The sequence below is a fragment of the Bradyrhizobium oropedii genome, from assembly GCF_020889685.1.
GTDB lineage: Bacteria > Pseudomonadota > Alphaproteobacteria > Rhizobiales > Xanthobacteraceae > Bradyrhizobium > Bradyrhizobium oropedii.
The window spans coordinates 28,686-43,612 of sequence record NZ_JACMYO010000032.1; the positions used below are offsets into that span (position 1 = coordinate 28,686).

A 14,927-nucleotide genomic window follows, 5' to 3' on the forward strand; every position below is an offset into this window, starting at 1 on the left:
CATTTTCTTGTGCCCATCCGTTGAAATCAGCGGCTCCCGGAGGCGGACAGGCGGATGTTCATGATCCTCCGGAGCGAACTCTTCAGGCCATGCGCGAGCGGAGGCGATCGACCAGCACTGCCGCGATGATGATCACGCCCACCAGGGTCTGCTGCCAATAGGAGTTGACCTGCGCGAGCACGAGGCCGTTGCGGATAACCTCGAGCAGCACGCAGCCGACGATGGCTCCGAGCGGACCGCCGGCGCCGCCGGCGAGATTGGCGCCGCCGATCACGGCGGCTGCAATCACGTTGAGCTCGTAGGACGTCGCCATGTTTGCCGGCGCCGATCCCAACCAGCCGGAGATGATGATGCCCTGCAGACCTGCCGCGAGCGCGCAGATCACATAGATCTCGATCTTCACCCGTACGACCGGAATGCCGGTCAGGGCAGCCGCCTTCTCATTGCCGCCGACGGCAAAGACGTGGCGGCCGAAGCCGGTGTGATGCAGCACGACCGCCATCACGACCGCGAGAACCACGAGGTAGATGAACGGTGCCGGCATGCCGAACACAACGCCCGATGTCAGCGTGTAGAGATAATTGGCTTCGGGGCCGCTGGGAAAGCTGCCGCGGCCGTTGGAGACGACGTAGCCGAGGCCGCGCACGATCGAGAGCATGCCGAGCGTGGTGACGAAAGGTGATAATCCAAGCACCGCGATGCAGAAGCCGTTGACGAGGCCAACCACCAGCGCAACACCGAGCCCGGCCAGGACCGAGACGAGCAGGATCAAGCCGGGCATATTGGCGATCACGGTCTTGTCGTCAGGGGCCAAATGCACAAACCAGTCCGCTCCAGGCATGCCAGGTGTCGAAATGTGCGTCATGACCATCGAGGTGATCATCGCGGAAAAGCACATCACCGAGCCGACCGAAAGATCGATGCCGCCGGTGATAATGACGAAGGTCACGCCGAGCGTGGCAATGGCGATGAAGGAAAAGTTCTTCGCCACATTCTGCATATTGCCTTCGGTCAGGAAGTAGGGGCTGGCGAAGTTCATCACCACGAACAGCGCCACCAGCGCCAGCAGGACGTAGCCGGTCTGCGAGGCAAAGAAGCCGCTCCGCCACCATTTGTCCCTGCCGACATTGGAGAAGGTGAGAGGAGAGTCCAAGGGCGTGGCCATCACGCAGCCTCCTTCGCTCCCGTGATGAGGGAGGTGACTTCCTCGGGGCTGGTGTCGCCGATCGCCTTGTCGGCACGCTTCTCGCCGCGACGCATGACGACGACGCGGTCGCAGACCGCGAACACGTCCGGCATGCGGTGCGAGATCAGCATGACCGCGACGCCCTGTTCCTTCAGGCGATGGATCAGGCTCAGGACCTGCTCGACCTGGCGGACCGAGATCGCGGCCGTCGGCTCGTCCATCATCACGAGCTTGGCGTTGGAGAGCCGCGTCCGTGCGATCGCGACCGCCTGACGTTGGCCGCCCGACATCTGCTTGACGAGATCGTGCGGCCGGGTTTCCGAGCGCAACTCGCCGAACAGCTCCAGCGCGCGCGCCGCCATTGCCTTGTGATCGAGCAAGGCGAACGGTCCAAGCTTGCGCTTGAGTTCACGGCCGAGGAAGACATTGGCCGCTGCCGTGAGATTGTCGGCGAGCGCGAGATCCTGATAGACCACCTCTATGCCGACCGCGCGGGCATCGATCGGACGGCCGAAATGAACCGGCTTGCCGTCAAAGCGGATCTCGCCGTGACTTGGCGGGAAGTTGCCGGCGATGATCTTGACGAGCGTGGACTTGCCGGCGCCGTTGTCTCCCATCAGGCCGACCACCTCGCCGGGAGAAATGCGCAGGTCGACGCCATGCAACGCGCGAATGGCGCCGAACTCCTTGCCAATGCCCTTCAACTCCAGGACCGCCAGCCCGGCATCGTGAGGGGTTACCATGGCTGGCCTCGCTCAGGCATGCTGGCAACCCCCTCCGGCTCAGAAGTGCACCAGCGTGCGCAGACCAAGGACCCAGGCATTCTCGGTCTTGATGCCGGCGGCATTGTAGCCGCGCCCGCCGGGATTGATCACGTACTGGGCGTCGAACTTGAGGTTCATCCAGCCGGTCGCCTGCCATCCGTACCAGGCTTCGATCGGAACTTCGTTTCCGCCCGCATTCAGGGTGAGCGCGGCCGAGTTCACGTGGGTCGTACCCACCGCGAAACCGACTTCGTCTTCGGGGCGCCAGGAGAACGTTCCGGTGTGCCTGAAGCCCAGGGCGACCTGATAGTCCTGATACGACGTCCGGTGATCGGCGACGGTCGTATTGAGGAACATGTACCAACCCTGTGCCTTTGCACCCTCAACGGTCAGCCGCTGCAGGATCGACTCATAGACGCCATAGCGGCCGCGTTGATCGCCCAGATTCTGGTCCGAGACGCCGCCGATGCCGGGGGCGATTGCGATGATACCCGGAAGGCCGCCGTCGATCGTCGACGCGCTGTCATACCAGCCGCCAAACCTCCAGGTCCCGTTCAAAGGACCGCTCGGCGCCCAGACTACCTCGACCGGCACCAGTACGCCGGAAGCGCGGCTCGAGCCCGGGACGCCCGGCAGGAAGTAAGTCGCGGAGTCCGAGGTCGTCAGATAGTTCGGGTTGGCGTCGTAGACGCCGACCGACAGCTGCCATTCCTTGGTGAAGTTGTAGTGTGCGACACCAGCCCACTGGCTCACCGGCCAGTTATAGATGTAGCCACCCTGGATGTTGCCGGGCTGGCCGCCGCAGAAGGTCAGGTTGATGAACTCGCACAGGCCGAAGAAGAAGTCGGAGCCGACTGGAAGACGGCCGCCCTTGAGTTCGAGGCGATCATCGAACAGCTTCTGTGAGTAGTAGAGTTCGGTCAGGCGCAGAATATTGCCGCGGCCGAACACTTCGTTGGTCAACTGCAGGGCCGGGATGCCTGCCTCGTCATTCAGGTTGCGGCCAAAGCGGTCGACCAGCGTGAGGCCAACCGTACCGCCTTGGATGCCGGCAAGCTTCGCCATGTCGAACTTGGCTTGAAAGAACAACTGCCCGGCGTTGGCGCCGGTGTTCCTGTTGCCGCCCGACAAATTGGTGACGGCTTCGTCGCCCAGCGTCAGGGCCAGCGAGATGCCCCGCTCCTTCAGCTGCGTCCTGCCGAGATCGCCGAACAGATACGGTCTCGTCCAGAAATCATCGGTCTCCGTATAAGGTACAGGCGGAGCTTTTGTTAGCAGATCGGCCGCATGCGCGCCGCTGCCGAACAGCGATAACAAAGCGATCCCCACGCCGCATGCCCGCGCGGTGTTTAAAGACCTATGCAACATCTTCTGCACTCCCAGCGTCCCCGGCTTTGTCCCATTTTCTGTCACGTCCCGCCCAAAGCCCTTCAGCCTGGAACGTGCCCCTTTCAGTGAACCGATCCGTCAACTTGAGATAGAAAACGCGTGCGCAGCGTATGCTTCATCCATCTTGCGCATCTGAGTTTCTCCCCTTGCTCCTCTACCCGGCTGGCCGCGACCATATTCCCGGTTGCGCCGTTCCTTATCGCGTTGTCATGCCTGATCGCCCGCGCGCGTCGGCAGCGCCGCGCTTTGCAGAATTGTGCTGTCCTTCGATTTTGGCGCCGTGCGGGCCAGGCTGGCCAGCGCCGCCTTGCGCCGCCGCCGGGCCTGCAATTGCTGATCCGCCAGCACGCCGATCAGGATCACGGTCCCCATCACCGCGAAGTTCAGCGAATTGGGAATGCCCAGGATGTTCACGAGATTCTGCAGTACCTGCAGCAACGCTGTCCCCAAGACGATGCCGAGAATGGAGCCTTCGCCGCCGCGCAGGCTGCAGCCGCCGAGGACGGCCGCCGCAATTGCGTAGAGTTCGTAGAAGTTGCCGAAAGAACTCGGAGAGACCGAGTTGGTATAGAAGACGAACATCACGGTCGAAACGCCGGCAAGGCCGCCGCTGATGACATAGGCGGTTGCGATCACGAGATTGGTGTTGATGCCGGAAAAGCGCGCCGCTTCCTCGTTCTTGCCCACGGCGTAGAGCCAGCGCCCGTAGACCGAGCGATGCAGCAGCACGCCGAGGACCAGCGCAAGGATGATCAGGAAGATGAAGGTGTTCGGAATGCCGCCGATATTGCCGGATGCGATGTTGCTCAGCGTGCTGGCCTCGTCACCGTAGCCGAAGCCGCGCGTCGAATCGCTGGTGTAGTAGCGCGCGGCGCCGCGATAGATCAGCAACCCGCACAGCGTCACGATGAAGGGCTGCATCTTCAGCCGCGTGATCAGGAAGCCCTGGATGCCGCCGAGCGCAAGGCCGCCCATCAGCACCAGCAACAGCGCGAGTGGCCAGGGGACCTGATACGTCGTCAACAGATCGATGAAGACGACGCCAAGTAGCGCGAACATCGAGCCGAGCGAGAGATCGATGCCTCCGGTGATGATGACCAGTCCTTCTCCCAGCGCGAACACCCCGAACAAGCCGATCAGATTGGCCATGTTCAGCAGGTTCACGAACGACAGGAAGGCAGGATTGATCGCGCCCGTGATGGCGGAGATCACTGCGAGCAGCAAGAACAGTCCGAGTTCCTTCTTCATCATGGCGCGGCGGTCTCCATGGTTTCGAGCGCGTGGCCGACCGCCAGCCTCAACACATTGTATTCGCTGAACTGGTCGCGCTCGAGCACGCCGCTGACGCTGCCTTCGTGCATCACCGCCACCCGGTCGGAGACGCCGATCACTTCCTCCATATCCGAGGAGATCATCACGATCGCGACGCCCTGGTCGGCGAGGCTGCGCATCAGCGCGTAGATCTCGCTCTTGGCGCCGACGTCGATGCCCCGGGTCGGCTCGTCGAAGAACATCACGCGCGGCTGCATCGAGAGCCACTTGCCCAGCACCACCTTTTGCTGGTTGCCGCCGGAGAGCGTCACCGCTTCGATGTCGACGCTCGGCGCCTTGATGGACAGGCGCCTGGCCTGGTCTTTCGCGATCTTGCGCTCGGCGGCGCTGTTGACCAGCCACATCCGCGCGTGATCCAGCAGGCTCGCCAGCGTCACGTTCTCCCGGATCGGCAGTTCCAGCACCAGCCCGGATTTCTTGCGGTCCTCCGGCACCAGGTAGATCCCTTGCCTGATCGCGTCCCGTGGCGAGGCGACGCCGACCGGCGTGTTGTCGATCCTGATCTCGCCACCGAGCAGCGGGTCAACGCCGAACACCGCGCGGGCAAGGGAGGTGCGGCCGGCGCCGACGAGCCCGGCGAGACCAAGGATCTCGCCGCGCCGTACGGACAGGTTGATCTGCCGGTCGGGAAAGGCCGACGTGACAACGCCGGTAATATCGCAGCCGCCCGGCTCCGGCGCGCGCATCGGCGGCGTATACAGCGCCTTCAGGTCGCGGCCGATCATCAGCCGGATCATGGCCGCATGGCTTAGCTCGTCCCGCGCCAACTCGCCCACCGTGCGCCCGTCGCGCAACACCACAACGCGATCAGCGCAGCTCATGATCTCGCCGAGCCGGTGAGAGATGTAGATCACCGAGATGCCGTGCGCCTTCAGGTCGGCAATCACCTCCAGCAGCCGTTCCGTCTCCGAAATCGTCAGGCTGGAGGTCGGCTCGTCCATGATGATCACGCGGGCGTCGATCGAGAGCGCCTTGGCGATCTCGACCATCTGACGTTCCGCGATCGACAGATTGTCGACCAGCGTGGTCGGCGTGAAATCGGCACCCAGCCGTTCCAGCAGCGGCATCACACGGGCGCGCATCTCCGCATTGTCCACCAGCTTCAACGGGCCGCCGGCCAGCTTCTCGCGTCCGATGAAGACATTCGCGGCGACGTCGAGATTCTCGAACAAATTCAGTTCCTGGTGTACGAAGGCGATGCCGCATTGCGTGGCCTCCGTCACCGTCATCCGGGCGTGCTCGTTGCCACCGATCCGGATCACACCCGCGCTCGGTTCGATCACGCCGGCGAGCACGCGCATCAGCGTCGATTTGCCGGCGCCGTTCTCGCCGATCAGGCCAAGCACCTCGCCACGGCAGACGCGCAGATTGACGTCGTCGAGCGCCCGCACGCCGGGATAGGTCTTGCTGATTCCGCTGAGTTCGAGCAGCGTTTCCGCCATTCGGCATGTCCTCCTGCACACCGCCCGGCCGCCTGTAGCGGCCGGGCGGTGACGCCGACTGAAGTTACTTCTTCAGCAGTTCCTTCATCTGTCCGGCGAACTCGGCGACGTTGGTCTTGCTGATCACCTTGGTCGGTACGATCAGCTTGCTGTCCTTCGGAATCCAGGACTTGTCGCCGTTCAGCGTCTTGATGATGTTGGTGGCGGAGAGATAGCCGAACTCGTAGGGCTGCTGCACGACCGTCGATTCGATCGTTCCGTCGGAAATGCCGCGCAGCGTGCGCTGGTCCTCGTCGAAGCCGACGATCTTCACCTTGCCGGCTTTTCCCGCGGCCTTCACCGCGTCATAGATCAGCGGGGTCTCATAGCTCCAGAGGCCGGACAGCAGGGCGATGTCGGGGTATTTGACGAGCACGTTCTCCATGTTCGCCTTGGCCTTGGCGAAGTCGACCTGATCGGTGAACACGTCGACCAGCTCGACCTTGGTGCCCGCGATTGCTTCCTTGATGCCCTGCACGCGCTCGCGGGCGTTGTCGGCGTCCATCGTTCCGACGAACAGCGCGATCTTGCCGCCGTTCGGCAGCGCTTTCTTGATCTCCTCGCCGGCCTGACGCCCGGCTGCGACGTTGTCGGTGCCGATATAGGCGAGGCGATTGCTCTGCGGTGCGTCGCTATCCGTCGTGATCAGCACGGTCTTGGCCGCAACCTTGTTGAGTTCTTCGGTTGCATGCGGCGCATCGTCGACCGAAATCGAGATGCCGGCGACGCCGCGCACCAGCAGGTCGTCCAACTCGCGGCGCTGGCCGGCCGCCGTCCCCTCATTGGTGACGATCAGTTCGATATTGTATTCCGGGTGTTCTTTCTGCGCCTTCTCAAGCCCGCGGCCTGCGATGGTCCAGAAGTCGGCCGCGACATTGGTCACCAGCGCGATGGTCTTCTTCTGCTGGGCCTGCGCCGTCCCCATTGCCATTGCGAACACGGCTGCGCCCGCCAATACTGGCACGATCAATCGTTTCGTTGAGACATACATATGCACCTCCCTGTCGATACCCCCGGTGAGGGGATTTCACGTCCGGCGCTTTTGACGCCTTATTTTATTCACGTAACTAATAAATTAGCGCGACAGAATGTCCAGTCAAGGATGTTCACACTCGCATCTTCACGCGAGAATAGTATGATAGTGATGTTTTGCTGCCACTATAGCCGCCTTTTGACCTATATCTGAGTTGTCCAAGTTGAATAATTTCAGCAAGCGAATTAAAAAAGCCGATATGAATGAACAGTCCGAGCCGCTCAGACGAGCTTCAAGCTTGGCGCGCGGATCGAACCGCGGCCGGCTCGTCGAAGTCTTGCGACGTCAGGGGCCATTGCCGCGCGTCGAGCTCGCACGCAGCACCGGGCTGAGCTTTCCGGCCATTTCGGCCATCACGTCGAAACTGATGGCGGAAGAGCTGCTCTGCGAAGCCGAGACAGAAGCGGCGACGTTGTGGCCGGACGATGCCGACGAAGAGGATGCGGATGGCCTGAACGGCCGTCGCCGCGGCCGGCCGGCGGTCTTGCTGACCCTGAACCCCGAGTTCGGCCGCATCGTTGCGGTCTCGCTCCGCATGAATCTGATCGAGACATTGATCGCGGATTACAGCGGCTCTGCCCTGGCGCAATCGCGGCTTGAACTCACGACGCGCGCGCTCGATGCAGCTGCGTTGTGCGAGCTCGTGATCGCGCAGATCGAAGCCATGCTTGACGCGACCGCCACGCCGCGACATCGGCTGCTCGGAATCGGGATGGCGCTACAGGGCATCGTTGACGCCGACACCGGCCGGCACCTGTGGAGCCCGGCGCTGTCGATCACCGACGTCGATCTGGCAAAGCCGATCCGCGAGGCGTTCGGCGTCGAGGTTGTGATGGCGAACGATGCGGTCGCGGTCGCGCTCTCCCTCGTGGCGGCCGAGCCGGCTCTGGCGCAGGGCCTCACCGCGACGCTCATGGTCGGGCACGGCATCGGCATGGGCATCGTCGTCGACGGTGAAGCGCGCTGGGGGGCTGGGGCGGGCAGCGAGATCGGCCACGTGAAGTTGGGGTCGAACGGTCCGCAATGTCGCTGCGGTCAGCGCGGCTGCATCGAGGCTCATCTCGCCGACTATGCGCTCTATCGCGACGCACGCACCTTTCTCGACCTGCCGCCGGCGGTGTCGCAGCAGCCGTCCGAGGCGCAGATGGCTCTGTTGCGCGCGCGGGCACGTGCCGGCGATCCCCGTCTCGAGCAATTATTCCGGCAGGCGGGCCACGCGCTTGCCGAGGCGGTCGCCACGACGATATCGGTGCTGCGCCCGCACCATGTCATCCTCGCAGGTCCCGGCCTGGAGGCGTTCGACATGATGCGCAGTGCCTATGAGGAACGGCTCGAGCAGGCGGTGTTGCCGTGGCTGCTCAAGTCCACGGCGATATACGTGCGTCCAAGCGAGTCGGCGACGATTGTCGACGGCATGGTGCGGCGGACGCTGCGGGTCGTTGATCGAAACCACATGGAGACGACCGAGTGAATCTCGGGAGCTGCGGCCCTTGATTGAGCCGCAGCAACGCAACCGACGCCCTTCAGGCGCCAAATCGAGAGAATGCCAATGCAGGGTGCCATCTATCCAAGCCTCAAGGACCGGACCGTCCTGGTAACCGGTGGCGGCTCCGGCATCGGCGAGGCCATTGTCCGCCAGTTTACCAGCCAGGGCGCGCGGGTCGGATTCATCGACATCGACGAGGCGGCATCAAAGCAACTGCTTGCCAGCCTGCCGGCGCAGTCCCGCGTACATTTCGAGCACGCCGATCTGCGCGACATCGCCGCCCTGCGACGCGCAGTCGCCGGCATCCGCGAAGCGCTCGGGCCGATCACCATTCTGGTCAACAATGCGGCCCGCGACGACCGGCACGCGATCGAGGATGTCACGCCGGAATATTGGGATGAGCGGTTCGCCACCAATCTGAAACATCAGTTCTTCAGCGCCCAGGCCGTTGCACCCGATATGAAACAGGCAGGCGGCGGTTCGATCGTCAATATCGGCTCGGTGAGCTGGGTGATCGGCCAGGGCAACATGCCCTGCTACACGACAGCGAAGTCGGCGGTTCAGGGTCTCACCCGCGCGCTCGCCCGCGATCTCGGTCCGAGCAACGTGCGGGTCAATTCCATTCTGCCCGGATGGATCATGACCCAACGGCAGCAGGACAACTGGTTGACGCCCGAAGGCGTGGCCGAGCTGATGCAGCGGCAATGCCTCAAGCGCAAGCTCGTGCCTGACGACATCGCCCGCGTCGTGCTGTTCTTTGCCGCCGACGACAGCGGCGCCTGCACCAACCAGAACTACATCGTCGATGGCGGCTGGGTCTAACGCTCGCAGGCGGGACTACCGTCAGGTTGTCATTTCAGGTAATCCGGCAGGGTAAATCCGTCATATAACCGATCCGACAGGATCGCGGACTTGAAGGTCTGCGATTTGTAGCCGGCAACGATGTCCCGTGCCCACGGAGTATCCGCGTTGGCCTTTTTCACTGCGACCACATTGATGTACGGCGTCGTCATTTTCTCCAGGGCGAACGCATTGGTCAGTTTCAGTCCGCTGTAGATCGCGAAATTGCCCTGGATGGCGGCGAAGTCAACATCGTCGAGCGCACGCGGTGCTTGGGCCGCCTCCAGTGGCACGATCTTGATGCCGCCCGGGTTCTTGATCACGTCGAGTTCGCTGACATCGACCGGCTTGGAGTCGCGAATCTCGACGAGCCCGAGATCGCGCAGGATCCAGAGCGCGCGCTGCAGATTGACGGGATCGTTGGGCACGGCCACGGTCGAGCCGGGCTTGATCGGCGAGCCCGCCACGTGCCTCTTCGAATAGAGCCCCATCGGTGGCGTCGGCACGTGGACAATACCCACGAGGTCGGTCTGCTGCCGCTCATTGTACGAGTTCAGGAAGATGGTGTGCTGCATGACATTGGCGTCGATCTCGCCCTTGAACACGGCATTGTTGGCTTCCAACCCGGTCGAGAACTCGAGATAGCGGATACGGTACCCCTTCTTCTCCAGCTCCGGCGCGACGCCAACCTTGAACTCATCGATGTAGGGACCCGGCACGAAGCCGACTTTCAGATCGGCTTTGGCTGGTGTCTCCGCGTGCAGGGCGCCGCTGGTGAGGGCGCCGAAAAGCAGAACGACCGAACGGAACAGGGAACGCATCGTCTTCATTGCAATCGTCAAATCCTTGAGTGCTGGAGCAAGCATCGATTGCGGCCGACATGAGCCGGCCGCACCTCGCATCGTCAGGCGATCACGCGATCGCTTTGATCGATCCCGAGAACAGGCTCTCCGGCCTGCTCAGGCCGTAATGATCGCGCAGCGTCGCGCCGGTGTACTCTTCGCGGAACAGGCCGCGCTTGCGCAGGATCGGCACCACCTGCTCGGCGAAGATATCGAAGCCGCCGGGTAGCCAGGGCGGCATCACGTTGAAGCCGTCGGCGGCACCGTTCTCGAACCAGGTCTGGATGTTGTCGGCGATCTTCTCCGGCGGCCCGGCGATCACCCAGTGGCCGCGCGCACCGGCCAGCCGCTGCACGAGCTGGCGAATGGTCGGCTTCTCGCGATCGACGATGTCGACCACGAGCTTGAAGCGGCTCGCCACTCCGCGGGCGCTGCCGGTGTCGATCAGATGGCGCGGGAAGGGGCCGTCGAGGTCGAAGCCGGAGAGGTCGAGCCCGATCATCTGGCGAAGCTGGGTCAACGAGTATTCCGGTTGGATCAGCTCGTTGAATTCGTCCTGCAGCCGGTCGGCCTCGGCCTGCGTGCTGGCGATGAAGGGACTGATACCGGGCAGGATCTTGACCTGATCGGGACTGCGGTCGAAGGCTCGCGCCTGCCGCTTGATGTCGGCATAGAACTCCTGGGCACTCGCGAGCGTCTGATGCGCCGTGAAGATCGCCTCGGCAAAGCGCGCGGCAAAGGCGCGTCCGTCATCGGACGAGCCCGCCTGGACGTAGACCGGCCGTCCTTGCGGCGTCCGCGAGATGTTGAGCGGGCCGCGCACCCGGAAATGCTTTCCGACATGATCGATCGCATGAATCTTTCCGGTGTCGGCGAAGATGCCGGACGTGGGGTCGTTCACCACGGCGTCGTCTTCCCAGCTGTCCCACAGCCGCGTGATGACATCGAGATATTCCCGCGCCCGCTCGTAACGTTCGTGATGGGGCGGGTGTTCGGGCAGCCCAAAATTCTGCGCCGCCAGCGCGTTGCTCGTGGTCACGATGTTCCAGCCGGCGCGGCCGCCGCTGAGATGATCGAGTGAGGCGAACAGGCGGGCAAGATTGTAGGGTTCGGTGTAGGTGGTCGATGCGGTTGCGATCAGGCCGATGCGTTTGGTGGCGACGGCAATCGCGGCCAGCCAAGTGATCGGCTCGAAACGGAAACGCTGCGCATAGCGAACGTTGTCGGCGAGCGCGGGTCCGTCGGCGAAGAAGATCGCGTCGAACTTCTGCGCCTCGGCGCGCTGCGCCAGCTCTTGATAGTAGGTCACGTCGAGGATTCGATCCGCGGCGGACCCCTTGTAGCGCCATGCCGCCTCGTGATGGCCGCCGGGATAGATGAAGAGGTTGAGGGAAAGCTGTCGCTTGCTCATGTCGGGCTCGCAGGTTCTGCTACTTGCTATTTGTGGGACGGTGGTTCAGCCGCCGCTCGAACTGTTTCGTGCGGTGGCCTGCGTTACAATGCTGTTCGGCGGCACGTCCTTGGTCAGCCAGACATTGCCGCCGATGGTCGATCCACGGCCGATCGTGATCCGGCCAAGAATGGTTGCGCCGGCATAGATCACGACGTCGTCCTCGACGATCGGGTGACGCGCGTCGCCCTTGATCACAAGGCCCTCGTCGTCGGTCGGGAAGTGCCGCGCGCCCAGCGTGACCGCCTGATAGACCCGGACGTTATTGCCGATGATGGCGGTCTCGCCAATCACGACGCCGGTGCCGTGATCGATGAAGAAACCGGAGCCGATCCGGGCGCCGGGATGAATATCGATGCCGGTCCTGGTGTGGGCGATCTCTGACATCAGGCGGGCCACCAGCCGAGCGCCGATCTGGTAGAGCAGGTGAGCAAGGTGATGGTGGATGATGGCAGTCATTCCGGGATAGCCGATCAAGATCTCCGGAAAATTCCGCGCCGCCGGGTCGCCAACGAACGCCGCCCGCAGATCGTTGATCAGGAGCCCGCGGACCTGTGGCAGCTGGGTGGCGAAGCCGCGGGTCAGTTCGATCGCCTCCTCGTGGACAAAGCCCGGCTCCAGCTCGTCGCCGACGAACAATGCGCCGCGGTGAATCTGCGCGCTGAGCGAATCCAGCGCCGTGCTCAGCGTGTTGCCGACGAAATAGTCGATGTTCTCGCCGTCGAGGTCAGATTGGCCGTAGTGACGCGGAAACAGCGCCTCGGTGAGGCCGTCGAGGATCACCTCGAGCGCGTCGCGCGAGGGCGCACGGCGAGGCTCACTGTCGCGCCGGATGCTGTGGGTCTCCTCACGGGACGTGCGCAACTCAGCGACGATGCGGTCCAGCTGCCAGCGGCCCGGCCGTCTGCCGACCGCGCCGGCCAACGCCGTAGGCGAGGGTGGTGGCGTTTCGCGCTTCATGCTGTGTGCCCTTCCCTGTCTCAGCGGACATGCGCCAAGGGAATGCTGACTTCGGCCAACAAATCGAGATCGGCTTCGTGATCGATCTGGACATACCGTCCGTTCCAGTAGGTGAGCCCGGACAGCCGATGCGAGACCTCCATGCTGGAGAGGCGGCCGACGATGATGCCATGGGAATGCCGCTCGATGATCTCCTCGACCTGGCATTCGACGACGGCAAGCGACCGCCGCAGCAGCGGCACGCCGGAGGCTCCATACGACCAGTCGGTGCCTTCGAAGCGCTCCCGGCCTCTGAGCTGGCCATTGCTGAAGCGCTCGGCCAGGGCTTGCTGGTCCGAGCCGAGGATGTTGACGCCATACTGCCGGTGGCGGTCGATCGGTGCGAAGGCCGATGCCTGCCGGTTGATGCTGACCAGCAGCCGGGGCGGGCTCGCACTGAGCGATGTCAGCGAGGTGACCGTCATGCCGGTGATGTCTTCGCCCTGTCCTGCAGTGATGATGCAAACGCCACCTGGGAGGCGGCGCATGACAAGGCGAAACTGCCGCTCGATCTCGTGATCGGCATCGACAAGGTGGATATCCGGCTTGTTCATCGGGGTTCTCCTTCTTGCCGCGCCGGACTGGACCTCGCTAGAAGAAGCCCTTGGCGGGGAGCGGCGTGCCGCTGATCTCGTACTGTCCGATCGAGCGCGTCTTGAAGGTGTTCGGATTGTGCGACGCCAGCGTGCGCGCGTTGCGCCAGTGGCGATCGAAATTGGTCGCCTTCTTGGTGGCGGAAGCGCCGCCGACGTCGAACAGCAGGCTGCCGCTCCGGATCGCGAATTCATCCGCAACGATCTTCGCCTTGGCCGACAGCAGCGCGGCCTTGTGCGCGGCATCGACGGCGTTCACGTCATCAGTATCGAAGGCGTTGGTGGCGGTATCGAGCGCTTCGGCTGCCGCGAGCACGACCGTTTCGGCGGCGAACGCGCCGCTCGCGATCTGGCCGACGGTCTGCTGCAGCAGCGGATCGTCAACCGGAACTTCGCTCGGCGCATAGTAGAACGTCCGCTTGCGAGCCCGCACCACGGCGGTGGCGTCCCGCAGCACGGCGCGCGCGATGCCGGCATTGATCGCGGTCAGGAACAGCTGGGCAAACGTGTTGGAGTAGGGAATGCCGTAGCCGGTATCCGGTGCATCGAACACCACCTCCTGGCGCTTGACGCGCACATTGCGGAAATGCGTGGTGCCGGTCGCTGTCAGCCGCTGCCCGAGGCCGTCCCAGTCGTCGATCAGCTCGATGCCTTCGCGAGTGACCGGAATGAGCGCGGCGGCGTTGGTTGCTGTTGTGTCAGCGGTGCGGACGAGGACGTAGTCCGAATACAGCGTGCCGGTGCTGTAGTATTTGGTGCCGTTGAGCAGGTAGTCGTCGCCGTCCGCGCTGAGTGTCGTGTTCGGCGTGACGTTGCCGACCTTCGGCGTGTCGAGTTCGGTGGCGGCGAGCCCGATGATCGCGCCGTCGGCGACCGCCTTCTGCCACTGTCTGTGCTGCTCGTCCTTCGGACGGCGCACCAGGCGTTCGACGACGCTGAAATGGTTGCGCAGGATATGTGCGACATTTGCGTCGGCCTCGCCGAGGCGGATGACGATCTCGAACAGGGCGCGGATCGACAGGCCGGCGCCGCCGACCTCAAGCGGAAGCCGCAGAGCGCCAAGGCGGGCCTTGCGAATGAGGTCGATCTCCGCGAACGGCAGCACGCGCTCGCGTTCGCGGTCGCTGGCCCCTTCGGCGATGCGGCCGAGCAGCGCGTCGATATCGGGCGCGTGATTGCCGAGACGGTCGGAGGACTCCAGCGAAGTGGCGGATACAGGCTTGTTCATGGATGTCATCCGAATGGCGTTGGTTGATTGGTCGGTTCTTGATCGAGCCGTGCAAGATGGTCGGTGACATTGATCTTGCGCGACATGGTTCCTCGTTCTCTCGAGCGACGGTGCATCGTCGATCGAAGGAGCGCGCAGTTCATGCTTCGCAAACTGTCCCACGATTTGTGCCGAACCGAAATAGAGCGGTATTCCAATTGTCGTTGCGTCCAGAGTTGTTCTGCTTCATGCGCGCGCGTGCGGCGGCAAGGAAAATCTTTTGATACGTGGCTGCTTGATCTGCCGTCGTGCTTCTCAGAAAAGA

General features: G+C 63.4%; 13 protein-coding genes. 2 read left to right on the forward strand and 11 right to left on the reverse strand.

Annotated elements, in window-relative coordinates; translation table 11 throughout:
• Nucleotides 1–82: 82 nt before the first annotated feature.
• The 6 genes from H8A95_RS11720 to H8A95_RS11745 form a co-directional block, all read right to left on the reverse strand.
• Nucleotides 83–1,165, reverse strand: a complete 1,083-nt coding sequence (locus tag H8A95_RS11720; protein WP_229183274.1) for an ABC transporter permease — start codon at nt 1,163–1,165, stop codon at nt 83–85.
• Nucleotides 1,165–1,929, reverse strand: coding sequence for an ATP-binding cassette domain-containing protein (locus H8A95_RS11725; RefSeq protein WP_229183275.1), 765 nt, complete (start codon nt 1,927–1,929; stop codon nt 1,165–1,167). Before H8A95_RS11725 ends, H8A95_RS11720 begins: the two co-directional genes overlap by 1 nt.
• Before the next feature lie 39 nt (nt 1,930–1,968).
• Nucleotides 1,969–3,318 (reverse strand): carbohydrate porin, encoded by a 1,350-nt coding sequence (locus tag H8A95_RS11730; RefSeq protein WP_229183298.1) that lies wholly within the window; start codon nt 3,316–3,318, stop codon nt 1,969–1,971.
• A 228-nt stretch (nt 3,319–3,546) separates the two neighbouring features.
• Complete coding sequence (locus H8A95_RS11735) at nt 3,547–4,590, reverse strand: ABC transporter permease (protein ID WP_229183276.1); 1,044 nt, start codon at nt 4,588–4,590, stop codon at nt 3,547–3,549.
• Nucleotides 4,587–6,113, reverse strand: coding sequence for a sugar ABC transporter ATP-binding protein (locus H8A95_RS11740; protein ID WP_229183277.1), 1,527 nt, complete (start codon nt 6,111–6,113; stop codon nt 4,587–4,589). The genes H8A95_RS11735 and H8A95_RS11740 overlap by 4 nt, the downstream gene beginning before the upstream one ends.
• 64 nt (nt 6,114–6,177) lie before the next feature.
• Entirely contained in the window at nt 6,178–7,143 is a 966-nt protein-coding gene (locus H8A95_RS11745; RefSeq protein ID WP_163157033.1) for a sugar-binding protein, read from the reverse strand.
• Between the two features lie 241 nt (nt 7,144–7,384).
• Between H8A95_RS11745 and H8A95_RS11750 the strand changes: the two genes are divergently transcribed.
• Together H8A95_RS11750 and H8A95_RS11755 are read left to right on the forward strand one after the other, a co-directional pair.
• The gene (locus H8A95_RS11750) at nt 7,385–8,656 is read left to right on the forward strand and encodes an ROK family protein (protein ID WP_229183278.1); all 1,272 of its coding nucleotides are present in this window, start codon (nt 7,385–7,387) and stop codon (nt 8,654–8,656) included.
• A 78-nt stretch (nt 8,657–8,734) separates the two neighbouring features.
• Nucleotides 8,735–9,493 carry an SDR family NAD(P)-dependent oxidoreductase gene (locus H8A95_RS11755; protein ID WP_229183279.1) on the forward strand — a complete coding sequence of 253 codons (759 nt, stop codon included), beginning with the start codon at nt 8,735–8,737 and terminating at the stop codon, nt 9,491–9,493.
• 29 nt (nt 9,494–9,522) lie between these two features.
• On the opposite strand, the gene H8A95_RS11760 is transcribed toward H8A95_RS11755, so the two are convergent.
• From H8A95_RS11760 to H8A95_RS11780, 5 genes are all read right to left on the reverse strand, one after another.
• A complete protein-coding gene (locus H8A95_RS11760; protein ID WP_229183280.1) occupies nt 9,523–10,341 on the reverse strand; it encodes a MetQ/NlpA family ABC transporter substrate-binding protein in 819 nt (272 codons plus the stop codon).
• Nucleotides 10,342–10,423: 82 nt separating this feature from the next.
• The gene (locus H8A95_RS11765) at nt 10,424–11,764 is read right to left on the reverse strand and encodes an LLM class flavin-dependent oxidoreductase (protein ID WP_229183281.1); all 1,341 of its coding nucleotides are present in this window, start codon (nt 11,762–11,764) and stop codon (nt 10,424–10,426) included.
• Between the two features lie 45 nt (nt 11,765–11,809).
• Nucleotides 11,810–12,763 carry a serine O-acetyltransferase EpsC gene (gene epsC / locus H8A95_RS11770; RefSeq protein ID WP_229183282.1) on the reverse strand — a complete coding sequence of 318 codons (954 nt, stop codon included), beginning with the start codon at nt 12,761–12,763 and terminating at the stop codon, nt 11,810–11,812.
• 20 nt (nt 12,764–12,783) lie between these two features.
• Nucleotides 12,784–13,356, reverse strand: a complete 573-nt coding sequence (locus H8A95_RS11775) for a flavin reductase family protein (RefSeq protein ID WP_229183283.1) — start codon at nt 13,354–13,356, stop codon at nt 12,784–12,786.
• 37 nt (nt 13,357–13,393) lie between these two features.
• Nucleotides 13,394–14,623: an acyl-CoA dehydrogenase family protein gene (locus tag H8A95_RS11780; RefSeq protein WP_229183284.1), complete on the reverse strand. Its 1,230-nt coding sequence runs from the start codon at nt 14,621–14,623 to the stop codon at nt 13,394–13,396.
• Nucleotides 14,624–14,927: the final 304 nt, after the last annotated feature.